We start from the raw sequence: 16,868 nt of genomic DNA, 5'->3' as shown, positions 1-16,868 counted from the left end.
CTGGTCACTCGGGGCAGAGGGTCGCGATGTCGACAGGGCACTCGAGGGTGCGGAGCCAGGCGGTGGCGAGCGCGTCGACGGCGGCGGCCCCGGCGGCGTCCGTGGCTGCCTTGATGGCGTCGAGGAGATCCTGCGTGCGCGCGGCCTTGCCGACGTTGGCCGTGTAGAAAGCGGCGAGGGCCCGGTCGAGCACGTCGACGCCGATCGTCTCCGCGACCTCGCGGAAGAAGAACGCCCCCTTCGAGTAGGGCACGGACGACCAGAGCGGGTGCTCCAGGATGTCGATCTCGTTGCAGGTGTCCGGCAGCGCGATGGTGTTCCGGGCCTCCGCCGGATCGCAGTCGCGCTTGAGCGTGCACTCGTGAGAGGACCAGGCGTCGACGCCGAGCTCCTCGAGCGCGTGGGCCGCGAGGTACGTGACCGTGCCCTCGGAGAGGACGAAGTCCTCCCAGCAGGCGATGCGCACGCCGTTGCCGAACCAGCCGTGCGCGGCCTCGTGCGCGTTGACCTCCTCGCTGTAGAGAGAGCCGCTCGAGACGTGCCAGAACGGGTGGTGCTCCATGCCGCCGTAGTCGCCGCCGCCCCAGTCGGCCGAGACGGTCCCGACGCTGTCGCCGAAGGGGTAGGGGCCGTACGTGGTCTCGAAGAAGTCGAACACCTCGACGAGGTGCTCGGTGCCGCTCGCCGCGTCGGCCTCCTGGCCGGGCAGGTGCCACACGCTCACCCGGGTGCCCGCCGTCGTGGTGCCGAGCTCCACCTGCGTGAGCTCGTCGACCGCGATCGCCGGCATGTAGGAGGGCGCTGCGGTGGGGATGCTCTCGGGATAGACCGCGGTCATGCCTTCCGGCACCCCGGTCACGCGCATCGTGAACCGCACGCCGTCCGCGGGATCGGGCTTGCACGGGAAGAGGTTGCCGCAGAAATAGGGCCAGAGGAACGAGACGCCCGACCCGGGCATCCACCCGTCGAAGTCTGCGTGGGGCTTGAAGGCGTAGTCGATGATGATCGTGGCGTCGCTCCCGGTCGACGGGACACCGACGTCGAGCTGGCCGGAGCGCGCCGCGTGCTCGAGGGCGCCCGACGGACCGGTGACGGACGCGATGTCGAGGTCGCCGATCTGGAAGGAGGCGGCGGCGCTGTCCGACGCGGCGAGCACGATGGTCGCCCGACCCGTGAGGCTGGCGAGATCGAGCTCGAGGGCGATCGAGAGGATGTCGCGCGTCCAGTCCTCGCCGGCCGGGGGCGTCGCGCCGCCGCCGCCGTCGCCGCCCGAGCCACCGCCGCCGCCAAGGCCGCCGTCGCCGCCCGAGCCACCGGCCCCGCCGTCGCCGCCCGAGCCACCGGCCCCGCCGTCGCCGCCCGAGCCACCGGCCCCGCCGTCGCCGCCAAGGCCGCCGTCGCCGCCTGCGGAGCTCGCGCTGCTGCTCGCGCCGGCGCCGCCGTCGCCGCCTCCTCCGCCGCTTCCCGCGGTGTCGTCGTCGCCGCAGGCTGCCGTCGCGAGGGCGGCAGAGGTCACGATCGAGAGCCAGATTCGGGTGCGTCGCATGCGTTTGCTCCTGGAATGGGAGCGCGCAGCGTAGGCGACGGAGGATCGCGCTCGAAGAAAGCTGCGTCGATTCAGCCGCCCCGCGGGCCGGCGTCGCCTCCGGGCAGCGGCAGGGTGAAGCTCACCCGCGTCCCCCGTCCGAGCGCGCTCTCCACGCCGATCGCGCCGCCGTGGCGCTCGACGAGGTTCTTGCAGATCGACAGGCCGAGCCCCGTGCTCTTCTCGCCGCCGGTCGACCGGGTGCTCGTCCTCCGGAACTTGGAGAACAGGCCGCTGATCTCCTCCGGGCGAATGCCGAGGCCCTGATCCTCGACCGTCACCTCGACCGCAGCGCCGAGGCGCCGCGCGCTCACCGTCACCGTCGTGCCCGGATGGGAGAACTTGAACGCGTTGCTCAGCAGGTTGCTGAGGACCTGCTCGATGCGCTCGACGTCGCAGCGGACGCGAGGGATGTCGTCGGGCACGTCCACGGCCACGGCGATCCCCTTCCGGCGAGCGCTGTGCTCGTTCAGGGCGACGGCCGCCGCGATGAGGCCCCGCAGATCCGCGTCCTGCATCCGGAGCGCGACGCTGCCGTGCTCCAGCGTCGTGATGTCGAGCAGATCCTCGAGCAGCTGCAGCGTGAACTCGGCGTTCGACTGGATCTTCGCGAGGTGCCGGCGGATGTCCTCGCTCCCGGCGCCAGCGCCGGCGAGCAGCATTGTCGAGAACCACTGGATCGCCGCGATCGGATTGCGCAGGTCGTGCGCGGCGATGCCCACGAGCTCGTGGCTCCGCTGGCTCTGCTCGGCGAGCTCCCGGTTCGCCTGATCGAGCGCCTCGACCTGCGCCTCCAGCCGGGAGAGCAGCCGCTTTCGCTCGCCGAGGCGCTCGCGCTGGGAGAATGCGTCCTTCAGGATCCCGGCGAGCCCCTGCGGATCCCACGGCTTGGGGATGAACCGGTGCACCCCGCCCTCGTTGATGGCCTGGATCGCGGCGTTCGTGTCCGCGTAAGCGGTCATGAGGAGACGGACGGTCTCCGGGAACTCGGCCTTGACCCTCGCGTAGAACTCCGTGCCGGTCATGCCCGGCATCCGCTGATCGCTGAGCACGACGTCGACCGGGCGCTCGCGCAGGACCGCGTAGCCCTCCTCGGCGCTCTCCGCGACGAGGACCTCGTAGTCGCGCCGGAGCTCGCGGCGGAGCGCCTTCAGCGTCTCGCGCTCGTCGTCGACGATGAGCAGCGTGCCCCGCGCGCCGTCCGCCCGCGTCACGGGTCGAGCCCCTTCGGCAGCGTGATCGTGAACGTGCTGCCCACCCCGGGGGCTGACCGGGCGGAGATCGTGCCCCCGTGCTGGTCGACGACGATCTTGTGCGAGATGGTGAGCCCGAGCCCCGTGCCCTGCCCGACGGGCTTCGTCGTGAAGAACGGATCGAAGATCCGGCCGAGGACGTCGGGGGTCATCCCGGCGCCGTTGTCCTCGAACTCGAGGGCGACGCAGCTCCCTTCGTCGCGCGCGCGGATCACGACGCGGCCGTTCCCCTGGCCGCGGCACTCGACCGCCTGGGCCGCGTTGATGAGCAGGTTCAGGAACACCTGGCCGAGCTCCGCCGGCTTGCAGCGCAGCCTCGGCAGCTCGGCCCACTCCAGCGCGACCTGGACGCCGCTGCTCTTCAGCGCGGGCCCGGCGATCGCGAGCGTGCTCTCCAGGCTCTCCCGCAGATCGGTGAGCTCCACCTCCGTCTGGTCGAGCCGCGCGAAGGTCCTCAGATCCTCGACGATCTTCTGCACGCGCGCCAGGCCGCCCAGGGTCCCTTTCACGAGATCGCCGGTGTCCTCGCGCAGGAACTCGAGGTCGGTCTCCTCGCGCAGCGCCCCGGCGAGCCCCGCGATGTCCCCGGAGCCCCCGCGGACGGCCGCGCCCTCGAGCGCCTCGTACGCGGAGAGCAGCCGCGCGAACGACTCTCCCAGGGTGTGGACGTTGCTGCGGACGAAGGCGAGCGGGTTGTTGATCTCGTGGGCCATGCCCGCGGCGAGCTTGCCCAGCGCGTTCATCTTCTCCGAGTGGACGAGCAACGCTTGCGTGGCGCGGAGCTCGTCGAGCGACCTCTCGAGCGCCTTTTGCTCGGACACGAGCCGCCGCTGGAGGTTCGTGATCTTCGAGTTGAGCGCGGACACCTCGCCGAGCACGCGCTCGAGCTCGACGACGTCGAACTCGGCGAGGATCAGCAGATCGTCGCCGAGCCGCCAGACCTCTCCCCGCACGCTGTGCGCGACCGAGCGGAGATCCCCGAAGTGCAGGATACCGCGGTACACGGGCGCATCGCCGCGCGGCCTGGCCGCGGCGAGCTGCGGGAACCCCGGGCTGACGAGGCGCGCCGGGCCGCCCGGGCCTCCCGCCCTGCCGAGCAGCCGGCGCATGCCGCGGTTCTCGAGCCGCGGCGCGCCGTCCGGCGCGAACACGCCGATCGCCAGCGCCGTCGCGTCCATGAGGAAGGCGCCGGCGAGCTCGGCGACTCGGCCGCTCAGCTCCTCCGCCGGAGGAGGGGAATCGAGCGACCTTCGGTCGTCTTCTCCTGTTCTTCGCGGCTCGCGCGGGTTCATGGGAGTCCGGGCCTCGGTCTCGATCGCGTGGAGGCCCTCTGTTCTTCTTGGCAGGCCGGCGCGGGGCTCGCTACACCAAACGCGCATCGCGCCGCGCTCCGCCGCTCGCCCGTCGATGCCAGTCGTGTTCCTCCCATGTCGAGCGCCGGAGCACGGGGGGAGAGCGGCAGATGAAGCGAGCTCGGGCGCGAGAGGCCCTGGCAGATCCGATCGACCGCGGGATGCGACTCGTCCTCTCGGCGGCCTTCCGGCTCGTCGGCGCATGGGGGCTCGCGCGGCTGCCGCTGCCCGCCTGCATGGCCCTGACGAGCGGACGGCTCCAGGGGGAGCCGGTGCAGATGAGATCTCGGGCCTTCACCGGGGCAGGTTGGGAGTCGCTGACGATCGCCGCCGTTTCCGACGGCGCGGGGGCCGTGCGCGCCGCGACCGTGTGCGGCCTGCCGGCGCGCGGCGCGCTCCGGCCTCTCCTCGGCGTCGATCTCGTCGCGCTCGGAGGCCGGCTGTCGCTCGTGGCGCTCGATCTCTCGCCGACCGACGCCGCCTTCTGGCAGGAGCACGCGCGCCCGCTCCTCGAGGCGGTCCACGCCGGGGCCGCGGCGGCGCTCGTGCCGCGGAAGCTGCCCGATTTCGCCCGGGATACCCTGTCGCCGCTCGCGCTGATCGCCGGCGCGAGGCCCGGCGCCGAGGGCGCCGCGTTCGCCGCGGCCGCCGGCCTGCTCGACGCGCTGCGCGGCCTGCCGTCGCTCGATCCCGTCCGCCCGGGCGAGCGCGGCGAGGCCGCCTTCCGCCGGAACCTCGATCTGCGCCGCGCGGAGCTCGCGAACCGCAAGGAGATGGAGGCCCTCGCGGCGATGTTCGGGCGGCCCTTCGCGGAGCGCTACCTGCGCGAGCACCTGCTCCGGGCGCCGTGAGCGCGCCGCAGGGCGAGCGCACGGCGAGGGCGCCCTCACGCGCTCCGCGCCGCGAGCAGCGCCTGCGCCACGCGGACGGCCTCCTCCGCGGTCGGCGCCGAGCCGTCGGCGCCGAGCTGCCTCCAGAGGCCGTGGACGGCGCGGAACGGCTGCCCGCCGACGAGGAGCACGACGTCCCTGCACCGCCCGTCGTGGCGCGCGGCGGTGATCAGCTTGTGGACGCTGCGGAGGTGCTCGCCGAGCGTGGCGGAGACGGCGAGAACGTCGGCCTGCCGGCGAGCGACTTCGTCGATCACGTCCTGGGCCGGCGTGCTGGCCCCGAGGTAGAACGTGTCCCACCCCGCCATCTCGAAGAAATCGGCGACGAAGCGCGCGCCGATCTCGTGGAGGTTGCCGTCAACGGAGGTGGCCACGAGCCGGCGACCGGCGCGGTCGGCGTTGAAGACGAGCGGATAGAGGTGGCTCAGGATCGTCTGGGTGATCGCCGTGCAGTGGTGCTCCTCGGCGATGCTGATCTGATGCGCCTGCCACAGCCGGCCGATCTCGTACTGACACGGCTGGAAGACGTGAGCATAGATGTCCTTGATCGGCGTGCCCGCGTCGACCGCGTCCCGGATGACGTTGATGGCTCGCCACCGGTCTCCCTGGAGCTGCGCGTCGAGGTAGGCGCACGCGAGGACGCCGAGCGGCGCGTCGGGCTGCACGAAGCTGGGGATCTCCACGTGGCCGGCGGTGAGCCGGTCGATCGCCGCCGCGAGGTACCGGCGCGGCGCCTCGGCGAGGTGCTCGGGGAGCGCGAGCGCGATGGCGTCGCCGAGCGCGCCGAGGTGGTTCACGAGCTCGGCGGGGTCGACGCCGAAGCTCGTCAGCAGCGACCGCACCCAGTCGGCGTAGTCGCCGAAGAGCGCGGGCGTTTCCAGCTCGACCGCCGCGGCGAGCTGGTCGATGTGGCGCCGGGCGTCCTCCAGGCAGCGGCCGCGCCGCGCGCGGTGAGCGAGCGCGTCGCCCGGGCGCCGCATGTAGCTGAGCGCGACGCTCATCGGCGCGAGGCGCGGCGCCGCGCGCGCGAGGGCCGTCGCCGCCTCCGCGGCGCGGCCGCGCGCCTCCGCGGCGTCGTCGTGCGCCGGCGGCTCCGCGGGGATGCTCGCGAGCGCGACCGGCGTCACGATCGGCGACGCATCGAGCCGCTGCCGCCCCGCCGCCAGCGCCCCCTGCGCGATGGCGGCCAGCGTCGGCGCGAGCTGTTCGCCGACGGTCTCGCTCAGCGCGTCGAGCGCCGCGCCGAGCGCGCTCCGGGGCACGCCGAGCCCCTCGAGGAACACCGCGGTGAACGCGCAGTACTCGCCGAACTGGGCGGCGCCCGCGGCGCGGAGCGCCGCCGCCAGCGCGTCGACGTGCGCACCGACATCCTCGCGGCACCGCGCGGTGTCCTCGCGTTCGCCGCCCTCGCCCGGCGCGCGCCGCGCGGCCTCGATCCGTCCGATGGTGGCGTCCTTCAACGGCTCGCGGCGAGCGAGGAGCTCGTCGGCTGCCGTGTTGCCCTCCGGGATGGCCATGTCCGGTTCTGGCGAGCCCCGAACGCCGGCGCACGTCCGATATCACACGAGCTCGCCCGGAAGATCCCCGCGCATGGCCGCCGCGACGGAGCGCGAGCGCGTAGCGCGCCGCCATCGCGACGGAGCGCGCGAGAGCCAGCGGGCAGCCGCCGCGGCGGAACGCCGGCGACACGGCGCGCCGCCGGCGCCGCCGGCCTTGAGCTGACATCCTCCTTCAATGTACCGTTTTCGTGCGTCGCCGAGGGGCCTCGTTGCCCGGCGCGGGAGCTGAAGAACGATGTCGATCTCCCTGGTGCGGAACAGCTACGGCAAATCGAGGGTGCGGCTGGTCAAGGTCCGCCGCGCGGAGGGGCAGCACGAGCTCACCGACATCGAGGTCGATATCGAGCTCGAGGGCGATTTCGACGACGCCTACACGCTGGGCGACAACTGCAAGGTGCTGCCCACGGACACGATGAAGAACACCGTGTATGCGCTCGCCAAGAGCCATCCGGTCGAGCCGATCGAGGACTTCGGCGTCGTCCTGGCCGAGCACTTCCTCGGCAAGGCCCACACCCGGCGGGCGCGGATCACGATCGCGGAGAAGGTCTGGTCGCGCATCGACGCGGGCGGCTCGCCGCACCGGCACGCGTTCCTCCGCGCCGCGGGGGAGCGGCGGATCGCCGAGATCTCGGCCGCCGCCGGCGAGCTCGCCATCGTGAGCGGCATCGCGGATCTGCTCGTCCTCAAGACGACCGGCTCGGCGTTCTCGGGCTTCCCGTGCGACGAGTACACGACGCTCAAGGAGGCCAGCGACCGCATCCTCTCGACCCTCATGGTGGCGCGCTGGCGCACCGCGACCCGCGACGAGGCCCCCACGCGGACCTGGGAGAGCGCCCGCCGCGCCCTGCTCGAGACGTTCGCCGATCAGCACAGCCTCTCGGTGCAGCACACCATCCACGCGCTCGGGACCGCGGTGCTCGCGGCCTGCCCCGCCGTCGACGAGGTGAGCCTCTCGCTGCCCAACAAGCACTGCCTCCTGGTCGATCTCTCCCCCTTCGGGCTCAGCAACGACAACGAGATCTTCGTCCCGGTGGACGAGCCGCACGGGCTCATCCACGCGACGATGAAGCGCGGTGGATGACCGGCGCGCGGGAGGGCTATCCTCTCGCGCTCGATGGCCCGCGAAGCGCCGCCCCCCGCCGCAGGTCCGGCCGACGAGGACGACGAGGACGACGGCGCGCTGCTCCGTCGCATGCGGAGCCACCCGCTCCGCCGCTTCCTCGGCCCGCCGCGGTCGTACCTCCTGACGCGCTTCGTCCTGCTCCGCCTCCTCGGCTTCGTCTACTTCATCGCGTTCCTCTCGCTCGCGCGGCAGCTCGGCCCGCTCCTCGGCCCGCAGGGCCTCTTGCCGGCCGACCGCTTCCTCGAGCGCCTCGTCGACCTGACCGGCTCCCCCGGCGCGGCGTTTCGCCGGCTCCCCACGCTGTTCCTGTGGCTCGGCGCCTCGGACGGCGTCCTGCGCGCCGCGGCCTGGGCGGGCGTCGCGCTGTCGCTCGCCGTCTGCGCCGGCGTCACCAACGCGATCGTCCAGCTCGCGCTGTGGGCGCTCTACCTCTCGTTCGTTCACATCGGCCAGGTCTTCTACGGTTACGGCTGGGAGCACCAGCTCGCGGAGACCGGCTTTCTGGCCATCTTCCTCTGTCCGGCGCGCGGCTTCCGGCCGTTCCGGTCGCCCCCGCCGCCGGTCGTCGTGATCTGGCTCTTTCGCTGGCTCATCTTCCGGATCATGCTGGGCGCCGGCCTCATCAAGCTCCGCGGCGACCCGTGCTGGAGCGATCTGACCTGCCTTGTCTATCACTACGAGACGCAGCCGGTCCCGAGCCCGCTCAGCTATTACCTCCACCAGCTGCCCGCGTGGGTGCACGCGCTCGGCGTGCTCTTCAACCATTTCGTGGAGCTCGTCGTCCCCTGGTTCGCGCTCGGTCCCCGCCGCGCGCGTCACGTCGCCGGCGTGTTCCTCGTGCTCTTCCAGGGGATGTTGATCGCGAGCGGCAACCTCTCCTTCCTCAACTGGCTCACCATCGTGCCGGCGATCGCCTGCTTCGACGACGGCGCGCTCGGCTGGCTCTTCCCCGCGCGGCTCCGCGAGCGCGCCGCGGCGCTCGCCGAACAGCTCTCCCCGTCGCGGGCGCACCGCATCGCCGCCGCCCTGCTCGCGGTCCTCGTGCTCTGCCTCAGCGTGGGTCCGGTCATGAACCTGCTCTCGCCGCGGCAGGCGATGAACGCGACGTTCGACAGCTTCGGCCTCGTGAACACCTACGGCGCGTTCGGCAGCGTGGGTCGCGAGCGCTACGAGGTGATCCTGGAGGGCACCCGCGACGAGGCGCCGGGCGAGGGGACGCGGTGGATCGAGTACGACCTGCCGTGCAAGCCCGGCGACGTGCGCCGCCGCCCGTGCCTCATCACGCCGTACCATTACCGCCTCGACTGGCAGATCTGGTTCGCCGCGCTCGGCAGCTACGAGAGCGAGCCGTGGATCGTCCATCTCGTCTACAAGCTCCTCTCGGGCGACCCGGGCGTGCAGCGCCTGCTCGCGGGCAACCCTTTCCCCGGCGCGCCGCCCCGCTACATCCGCGCCGGGCTCTACCGTTACAGCTTCACCCGCATCGGCGACGGCAGCGGCGCGTGGTGGCGCCGCGTCCGCGTCGCGGAGTACCTCCCGCCGCTGTCCGTCGATGATCCGTCGCTGCTCCGCTTCCTCGCCGCCTATGGTTGGCTGCCCACCTCCGCCGCGCCCGCCCCGGCGCGCGACGAGCGCGGCGGTGTCGAGCCCGCCCCGTGATGTGTTTTTAGCTCAGGCATAACTATCCAGTCCTGTCAGGCGGGCGCCATCGCTCGATCGGCGCACTCGGCCCGAACGCGCGGGCGAGGGCACATTTCAACCGAGCGCGTGATCAAGATGCCGCGCAGCGGGCATTCATGTTGCCGCTGTTCTGGCGTTCTGAGCCGCGAGCTCGTGACATAAAAGAATTTGAACCACAGAGGCACAGAGGGCACAGCGTTTTGTTTGTCCTCTGTGTCCTCTGTGCCTCTGTGGTTTCTTCTTCTCATTTCTTCTCATTTATGTTGCCAGCAGCAGCGCTTGACGCCCGGTGAGACGCCACCGTAGGTTGCGATTGACGGTAGGAGGTCACGGTATGGCTGACTTGGGATATCGTCGCTGGCGAGCGGGTCGCGTGCCGATCGTGACGCTCGCGCTGGCGCTCGCGGCCGGGTGTGAGCCCGGGAAGATCGGAATGGGAGGCCCGGGGGCGAACGGGGTAGACGGGGCGGACGGATGGACGTCCGGACAAGGAGATCCTCACGCTGCCTGTGGGACCACGGAGCGGATCCCCGCGCCGCAGCGGCGCATGACGCGATTCGAATACAACAACACGGTTCGCGATCTCCTCGGAACGTCGCAGACCCCCGCCGATCAGTTCCCGGCGGATGAGGTCGCCGGCGGCTTCAACAACAATGCATCGGTGCTGACCATCTCTCCGCTGCACGCAGAGAAATACCTCCTGGCAGCCGAGTCGCTCGCGGCCGAGGCCGTGGCGGGCGACCTCTCGACGCTGCTCCCGTGCGACCCCGCGGCGGTCGAGGGCAACGTCGCTCAGGAGGAGGCGTGCGCGCGGCAGTTCGTCGAGCAGTTCGGCCGGCGCGCGTACCGCAGGCCGCTCGCGCCGGCGGAGGTCGAGCGGCTGATGCGCGCCTATGCGGCGGGGCGCACGGACGGGTCGATGCGCGAGGGCATCGAGGTCGTCCTCCGGGCCGTCCTTCAATCGCCGAAGTTCCTCTTCCGCCTGGAGCTGCGCCACGATCTGGACGCCTCCTCGCCGAGGGTGCGCCTCGATCCGTACGAGATCGCGTCGCGCCTGTCGTACCTCGTCTGGGCGTCGGGCCCCGACGACGAGCTGCTCGCGGCCGCCGAGGCGGGCCTGCTCGCGACCCCCGAGCAGCTCGCCGGGCGGACCCGCCAGATGCTCGAGAGCCCGAAGGCCCGCCGGGCCATTGCGGAGTTCTACAAGCAATGGCTCAACCTCGGGAAGCTGGAGAGCATCGTCAAGGAAGAGGGGGCGTTCCCCGGCTTCGACGACGAGCTCGTCGCGGGGATGAGCGCGGAGACGCCCGCGTTCATCGAGCACGTCCTGTGGTCGGGCGACCGCAAGCTCTCGAGCCTCCTCACGTTGCCCGTCGGCTTTGCCACCGAGGCGGTCGCGCAGCTGTACGGGGTGACGGTGCCGCCCGGATCGAGCACACCGCAGCTCGTGAACCTCCCGCCCGAGCAGCGCGCCGGGGTGCTCACGCAGCCCGCCTTCCTCGCCGTCCACGCGCACCCGGATCAGACCTCTCCCGTCCTTCGCGGCAAGGCGATCCGGCAGAAGTTCATGTGCCAGGAGCCGCCGCCGCCGCCGCCCGACGTCGATCTCACGCTGCCGACGGGCGAGGTGGGCGTCACGGCGCGCGAGCGGTTCAACCAGCACGCCTCGGACGCGTCGTGCAAGGGCTGCCACCAGCTCATGGACCCGATCGGCTTCGCGTTCGAGAACTACGACTCCGTCGGCGGGTTCCGCACCGAGGAGGGCGGGCAGGTCATCGACAGCTCGGGGCAGATCGTCGCGTCCGAGGACATGGATGGCCCGTTCGTCGGCGTGCGCGAGCTGGCGGAGCGGCTCGCCGACAGCGCGCAGGTCCGGGAGTGCCTCGCGACGCAGTGGTTCCGCTACACGGCGGGTCGCTTCGAGTCCGCCGGCGACGACTGCTCGCTCGGCGCGCTGCGCACGGGGTTCCACGGCTCGGAGGGCGACCTCGTCGAGCTCATCGTGGCCACGACGCAGACAGAGGCCTTCATGTTCCGCAGCGCCATCGCAGCAGAGGAGGAGTGAGATGAGACCGCGATTGATTTCTCGACGACGGCTGCTCCAGGGCTCGCTGGCGGCGACCGCGGCGATCCCCCTCTTGAACTCCGAGTGGGCCCGGGGCGACGAGAGCAACGCGCCGAAGCGCTTCGTCGTGTTCTACACGCCGAACGGCACGCTCGAGTCGCAATGGATGCCCCGGGGCACGGAGACCGACTTCACGCTGGGCCCGCTGCTGCAGCCCCTGGAGCCGTTCAAGGCGAAGCTGATCCCGCTGCGCGGGGTCAACATGGACGTCGTCGTCAACTCCAACATCGGCTCGGAGCACGCGCGGGGCATCGGCGGCCTGCTGACGGGGCGCGCGCTCCTCCGGGGCAACTTCCGGAGCTTCAACTCCACGAACGCCGGCTGGTCGTCGGGGATCTCGCTCGACCAGCACCTGGCGAACACGCTGAAGCCGTCGACACTGTTCCGCACCCTGGAGCTCGGCGTCCAGGTCCGCGACGCGGAGGTGCGCGGCCGGATCTGCTACGCCGGGCCCGACCAGCCGATCCCGCCGCGCGAGGACCCGTACGACACCTTCGAGCAGCTCTTCGGGGCCGCGATGCCGAACCCGGGCGGCGCGGGCGCGGTCGATCGGCTCCGCGCCCAGCGACGGACCGTGTTCGACATCCTGCGCGAGGACATCGCGGACGTGCGCCCCCGCATCGGCGCGGAGGATCGCATCAAGCTCGACGCGCACATGCAGTCGATCCGGGACATCGAGGAGCGCCTCGCCGGCGGCAGCGGCGGGGTCGAGACAGCGGGCTGCACGGGGCCGGCGCTGGGCGAGCGCATCGACCTCTCGGACGACGCCAACATGCCCGCCATCGGCAAGCTGCAGATGGACATGGCGGCGGCGGCGCTCGCGTGCGACCTCACGCGGATCGTCACGCTCCAGTGGTCGTACGCCGAGAGCGAGCACCTCTACCCGTTCCTCGACCTCCGGGGGAATCATCACGCCATCTCGCACCAGTGGGACACGGAGGGGAAGGCGCAGTACTCCAAGATCCACACGTGGTTCGCGGAGCAGCTCGCCTACCTGCTCGGGAAGCTGGACTCGTACGCGGAGGGGGATCGCACGCTCCTCGACAACACCGTCGTGCTGTGGGTCACCGAGATCAGCGAGTCGACGCAGCACGCGCTGACGAACATGCCGTTCCTGCTCGCCGGCGGCGCGGGCGGGGTGTTCCGCACAGGGCGCTTCGTGGACTTCCTGGCCAACGGCGGCAGGGCGCGCCAGCACAACGATCTGCTCCTCACGATCGCCAACGCGATGGGGACCAGCGACACGACGTTCGGGGATCCGAACTACTGCACCGGGACGCTCCCGGGGCTCACGTAGCCGCCCGCCGCGCCGGGCCCTGCCGACGGGCCCGGCCCCTGTCGCCGCGCTCGGCCCCCTCCTGGGGTCTTCGCGCGCGAGGGGCTTGACAGGCCAGGTTGAAGGCGTGGAGATGAGCCTCTGTCTGGAGGGCATCATGCGTCGTTCTTTCCTGTCACCGGTCCCCTGCCTGCTGGCTGTCACGCTCTGCCTCGCGTCCTGCGGCGATGCTGGCCAGCCCGATCCGTCGGAGGACTCCGCGTCCGGCGGCGGCGGGGCGCCCGGCGTCGGCGCATCCGGCGGCCCGGCGTCAGGCAACGGCAGCTCGGCGTCAGGCAACGGCAGCTCGGCGTCAGGCAACGGCAGCTCGGGGTCAGGCAGCGGCAGCTCGTCCACCGGGGGTGGCGGGGCCGCGACGGGCGGCGGGGCGGCGTCCGGCGGCGGCGGGGCGCCCGGCGACGGCGGCGGAGCCCCGGAGGCGCCGGTGGATCTCGGCCCCATGGTCAACGGGATCCAGTGGGCCGACACCTCGGGCAACCCCATCCAGGCGCACGGCGGCGGGATGATCAAGGTCGGCCCGTACTATTACTGGTTCGGGGAGAACCGGAACCCGAACGGGACGTTCTACGCCGTCTCCTGTTATCGCTCGGAGGATCTGCGTCACTGGGAGTTCAGGAACCATGTCCTGACGATGGACTCGGACGAGGACCTCGATCCTGCGAACATCGAGCGCCCGAAGGTCGTCTACAACGAGTCCACGGGCAAGTTCGTGATGTGGATGCACTGGGAGAACGGGATGCACTACGGCGAGGCGCGCGCCGCCGTCGCGAGCTCGGACACGGTGGACGGCGAGTACACGTACCACGGAAGCTTCCGGCCGCTCGCCGACAGCGGGGTGACCGATCACGGCAAGCCCGGGTACATGTCGCGGGACTGCGGGCTCTTCGTCGACGACGACGAGAAGGGCTATTTCATCTCCGCCTCGAACGAGAACTACGATCTCAACCTGTACCAGCTCACCCCCGACTACCTGGAGATCGACCGCCTCGTGGCGGTGCTCTTCCCCGGCGGGCACCGCGAGGCGCCCGCGCTGTTCAAGCGGAACGGCACCTATTTCCTGCTGACCTCCGGGGCCACCGGCTGGTCGCCGAACCAGGCCAAATACGCGACCTCCCGCTCCCTCGCCAGCGGCTGGTCCTCGATGACCAACGTCGCCGACGGCACGACGTTCCACTCCCAGTCGACCTACGTGCTCCCGGTCCAGGGCAGCGCGGGCACATCCTACCTGTACATGGGGGACCGCTGGGCCGGCGCCTGGAGCGGGCGGGTCAACGACTCGACCTATGTGTGGCAGCCGATCTCGTTCCCCTCCGACACGACGATGAGCATGAGCTGGAACAACACGCTGACGATCGACACGGCGGCCGGCACCATCGCGGGGGCGACGAACCGCTTCAAGATCGTGAACAAGAAGAGCGGCAAGGTGATGGAGGTCGCGGGCGCGTCGTCCGAGGACGGGGCGGCGGTGGTCCAGAGCCCGGACGGCGGCGGCGACAACCAGAAGTGGACCCTCAACTACAATGGCGCCGGCCACTTCCGGCTGACCAACGTCAGGAGCGGCAAGGTGCTCGACGTCCCCGACGAGTCGAAGAACGACGGGATCGCGCTGAAGCAGTGGACGAACCACGACGGCGACAACCAGGCGTGGCTGTTCATCGACGTGGGCGGGGGGGATTACCAGATACGGAACAAGAACAGCGGCAAGCTCATCGGGGTCGTCCAGGGCTCCACCGGCGACGCCGCCGCGATAGAGCAGCGGGGGAGCAGCGGCGGCGACGAGCAGCGGTGGCGGCTCGTCGTCGCCAACTGACGGGCGGGGGCGCCGCGGGGCGCTACGAGCGCGGGCGGCCGCGCCGCGCGAGCGCGAGGAGCCCCGCGAGCGCCGCGGCGAGCGCTGCGGCGCCGGGCGGAGAGCCCGCCGGGCCGGAGGCGCTGCACCCCGCCGCGGCCGGCGAGAGACCGCCGTCCGCGTCGCCGTCGCCCATCAGCTCGGCGCCGTCGGTCAGCTCCGGCAGCGCGTCGGGCTCGTGCAGATCCCGGGCGAACACCGGCGCGTCGGGCAGCTCGTCGCCGGTGAACGACGTGGACAGCACCTCGCGCGCGCCGTCCTCCGGCGTGAGCGCCGCGGTCGCAGCGAGGCGCGCGGGGGAGCCTTCCTCGCCCGCGACCTGGAACAGCGTGTTGCCGATGGTCACGTACCAGCTCCCGTCGAACCAGCGCCCGTGCCCGAGATCGGTGCTGATCTCCTCGGGCGCTGCGCCCGGCCCGCCGATGTAGCGCTTGCCGTCGTTCAGGAAGAGGACCTCGCCGGAGTCGCTGAGGCCGTCGTGGCCGACCCGGAGCTTCACCTGATCGAACGTGCTGTTCGTCGCGAACTCGCTGATCTGATGCTGCTCGCCGTCGGCGGTCCGCAGCCACACCTGGTTGACGGCGCCGTCGCTCTTCAGGAAGCCTGTGTGGCCCGCGTGCACGAGCAGCCCGGCGGAGGTGCCCGTGATCGAGTCGCCAAGGAAGACCTCCTCTCCATCCGCCGTGTACAGGTAGCTCGAGCTCGTGCGCCCATTCCACCACCGGCCGGCGATGATTGTCCCGTCGGTGATCGGCCGCTGCAGGTTGCCCTCGTGGTTCCCGATGCGCACCCCGGGCCCGCGGATCCAGGGGTTGTGGTAGACGCCGTAATAGACGCTGTTTCTAGCCGTGACGTCGGCCTGGAACGGCGAGCGGCTCCCCGTGCGGCCCCAGAGGGGCTGAGTCGTCCTCGCGGACAGGTAGCTCTCGATGGCCATGTCGTCGTCGTTCATCGTCCACACCGCCGTGTCCGCGTTCACCGCGTCGAGGCGCGCCGCGCCCGCGACGGTGTACGGGCTGCCGTTGACCCAGGCGCGGATGTAGGCGTTCGTCGTCTGGTACACGGCCCCGGACCACGTGAGCGCCCCGTAGACCGCGCTGAGCGGGGCAGCGCCTCCGCCTTGCTGCATCGTCTCGAGCCACGTCACGGCCTGCGTCGCGCGCTCGAAGATCCCGAGGCGCGCGCGGTGGTCCAGGAAGAGGAACCGCGTCGCATCGAAGTCGAGGATGGCGCCGGGGGCGCGCTGGACGACGGTGAGCCGCGGGCTCCGCTCGACGTGGACGGGGCCGATGGTCCTCGCGACGACCCCGCCCAGCTCGTCGGTGGCCTCGATCGTGAGCGTGTACGTCCTGCCGGACGGGATCTCGTACCGGTCGCCGTGCTGCGCCTCCCTGACATAGAGCCGCCCCGGCACAGGGCTGGGATTTGACCCATCGTTGACGAGCGTGACGGTCGTGTCAGCGCTGCTGAACGTTGCCCGGAGGCTCTTGCACTCGTACGGCGGCGTCGAGATGCACTTCGCGTCGAAGCGCCAGCCTGCCGTGAGGGTGTCGTTCGGCTGCACGTTCCATCCGAGGGTAGGCGGCGCGTGCCCGTACAGCGTGCGCTGCGCGCTGCCCACATCGCCCAATGTGCTGTACGCGTCGATCGTCAAGACGTGAGGGCCGTCGGGAAGATCGCCCCCGAGCTCGCCCAGATCGAACGACCCCTCGAAGTAGCCGTCTTCCGTCGGCGTGAGCTCGATGAGGAGCCCTTCGAGCTCCGCTTCTACGTAGTAGATGTCGTCGGGCGCCGACGCGGCGACGCGCACCGGGATCGTCTCGCTCTCGATGAACTGGGCGCTCGGCTGGTCGATCTGGATCGTGACGGCAGCGTGAGCGGCCTCGGCCGAGAGGGACAGAACAATGGCAATCGCGGAGCCAACGTATCGACGGTAAGCTTGCATGGACCCTCCGTAGTCGACACGCTGGGGTGCGCCCGCCGTCTTGATCATTCAATTGTTCTCGTGGGAGGGGTCGACCGCGAGCCACGCGACGAAGGTGAGCGAGGCGACGCCGAGCACGGCGGGGACGAAGACGCCACTCACCAGACGTCGGCGGCTCCCAACGCAAGCTCA

General features: G+C 71.3%; 11 protein-coding genes. 6 read left to right on the top strand and 5 right to left on the bottom strand.

What is annotated here, in order from left to right; genetic code table 11:
* Positions 1-4: 4 nt before the first annotated feature.
* From WMF24_RS21385 to WMF24_RS21375, 3 genes are all read right to left on the bottom strand, one after another.
* The gene (locus WMF24_RS21385; RefSeq protein WP_437738277.1) at positions 5-1,546 is read right to left on the bottom strand and encodes a M1 family metallopeptidase; all 1,542 of its coding nucleotides are present in this window, start codon (positions 1,544-1,546) and stop codon (positions 5-7) included.
* A gap of 71 nt (positions 1,547-1,617) precedes the next feature.
* Positions 1,618-2,799: an ATP-binding protein gene (locus WMF24_RS21380; RefSeq protein WP_437738276.1), complete on the bottom strand. Its 1,182-nt coding sequence runs from the start codon at positions 2,797-2,799 to the stop codon at positions 1,618-1,620.
* On the bottom strand, positions 2,796-4,130 hold the full coding sequence (locus WMF24_RS21375; protein WP_437738275.1) for a sensor histidine kinase: 1,335 nt from the start codon (positions 4,128-4,130) through the stop codon (positions 2,796-2,798). Before WMF24_RS21375 ends, WMF24_RS21380 begins: the two co-directional genes overlap by 4 nt.
* 221 nt (positions 4,131-4,351) lie before the next feature.
* On the opposite strand from WMF24_RS21375, the gene WMF24_RS21370 reads away from it, so the two are divergent.
* Entirely contained in the window at positions 4,352-5,041 is a 690-nt protein-coding gene (locus WMF24_RS21370) for a hypothetical protein (RefSeq protein ID WP_437738274.1), read from the top strand.
* A gap of 35 nt (positions 5,042-5,076) precedes the next feature.
* Here WMF24_RS21370 and WMF24_RS21365 read toward each other — a convergent pair whose 3' ends face one another.
* Positions 5,077-6,597 carry a cobalamin B12-binding domain-containing protein gene (locus WMF24_RS21365; RefSeq protein ID WP_437738273.1) on the bottom strand — a complete coding sequence of 507 codons (1,521 nt, stop codon included), beginning with the start codon at positions 6,595-6,597 and terminating at the stop codon, positions 5,077-5,079.
* A gap of 277 nt (positions 6,598-6,874) precedes the next feature.
* Here WMF24_RS21365 and pucL point away from each other — a divergent pair, with 277 nt between their 5' ends.
* From pucL to WMF24_RS21340, 5 genes are all read left to right on the top strand, one after another.
* Entirely contained in the window at positions 6,875-7,720 is an 846-nt protein-coding gene (pucL, locus tag WMF24_RS21360; protein ID WP_437738272.1) for a factor-independent urate hydroxylase, read from the top strand.
* 33 nt (positions 7,721-7,753) lie between these two features.
* On the top strand, positions 7,754-9,421 hold the full coding sequence (locus WMF24_RS21355; protein WP_437738271.1) for a lipase maturation factor family protein: 1,668 nt from the start codon (positions 7,754-7,756) through the stop codon (positions 9,419-9,421).
* Positions 9,422-9,989: 568 nt separating this feature from the next.
* The gene (locus WMF24_RS21350; protein ID WP_437738270.1) at positions 9,990-11,507 is read left to right on the top strand and encodes a DUF1592 domain-containing protein; all 1,518 of its coding nucleotides are present in this window, start codon (positions 9,990-9,992) and stop codon (positions 11,505-11,507) included.
* A 1-nt stretch (position 11,508) separates the two neighbouring features.
* Positions 11,509-12,864, top strand: coding sequence for a DUF1552 domain-containing protein (locus WMF24_RS21345; RefSeq protein ID WP_437738269.1), 1,356 nt, complete (start codon positions 11,509-11,511; stop codon positions 12,862-12,864).
* 136 nt (positions 12,865-13,000) lie between these two features.
* A complete protein-coding gene (locus tag WMF24_RS21340) occupies positions 13,001-14,713 on the top strand; it encodes an RICIN domain-containing protein (protein WP_437738268.1) in 1,713 nt (570 codons plus the stop codon).
* A 22-nt stretch (positions 14,714-14,735) separates the two neighbouring features.
* On the opposite strand, the gene WMF24_RS21335 is transcribed toward WMF24_RS21340, so the two are convergent.
* A complete protein-coding gene (locus WMF24_RS21335) occupies positions 14,736-16,697 on the bottom strand; it encodes a hypothetical protein (RefSeq protein WP_437738267.1) in 1,962 nt (653 codons plus the stop codon).
* Positions 16,698-16,868 lie beyond the last annotated feature (171 nt).

The sequence above is a fragment of the Sorangium sp. So ce1335 genome (assembly GCF_051521615.1).
GTDB lineage: Bacteria > Myxococcota_A > Polyangia > Polyangiales > Polyangiaceae > Sorangium.
The sequence above is the reverse complement of the archived record's forward strand: the minus strand, read 5'-3'. Positions and strand labels throughout refer to the sequence as shown.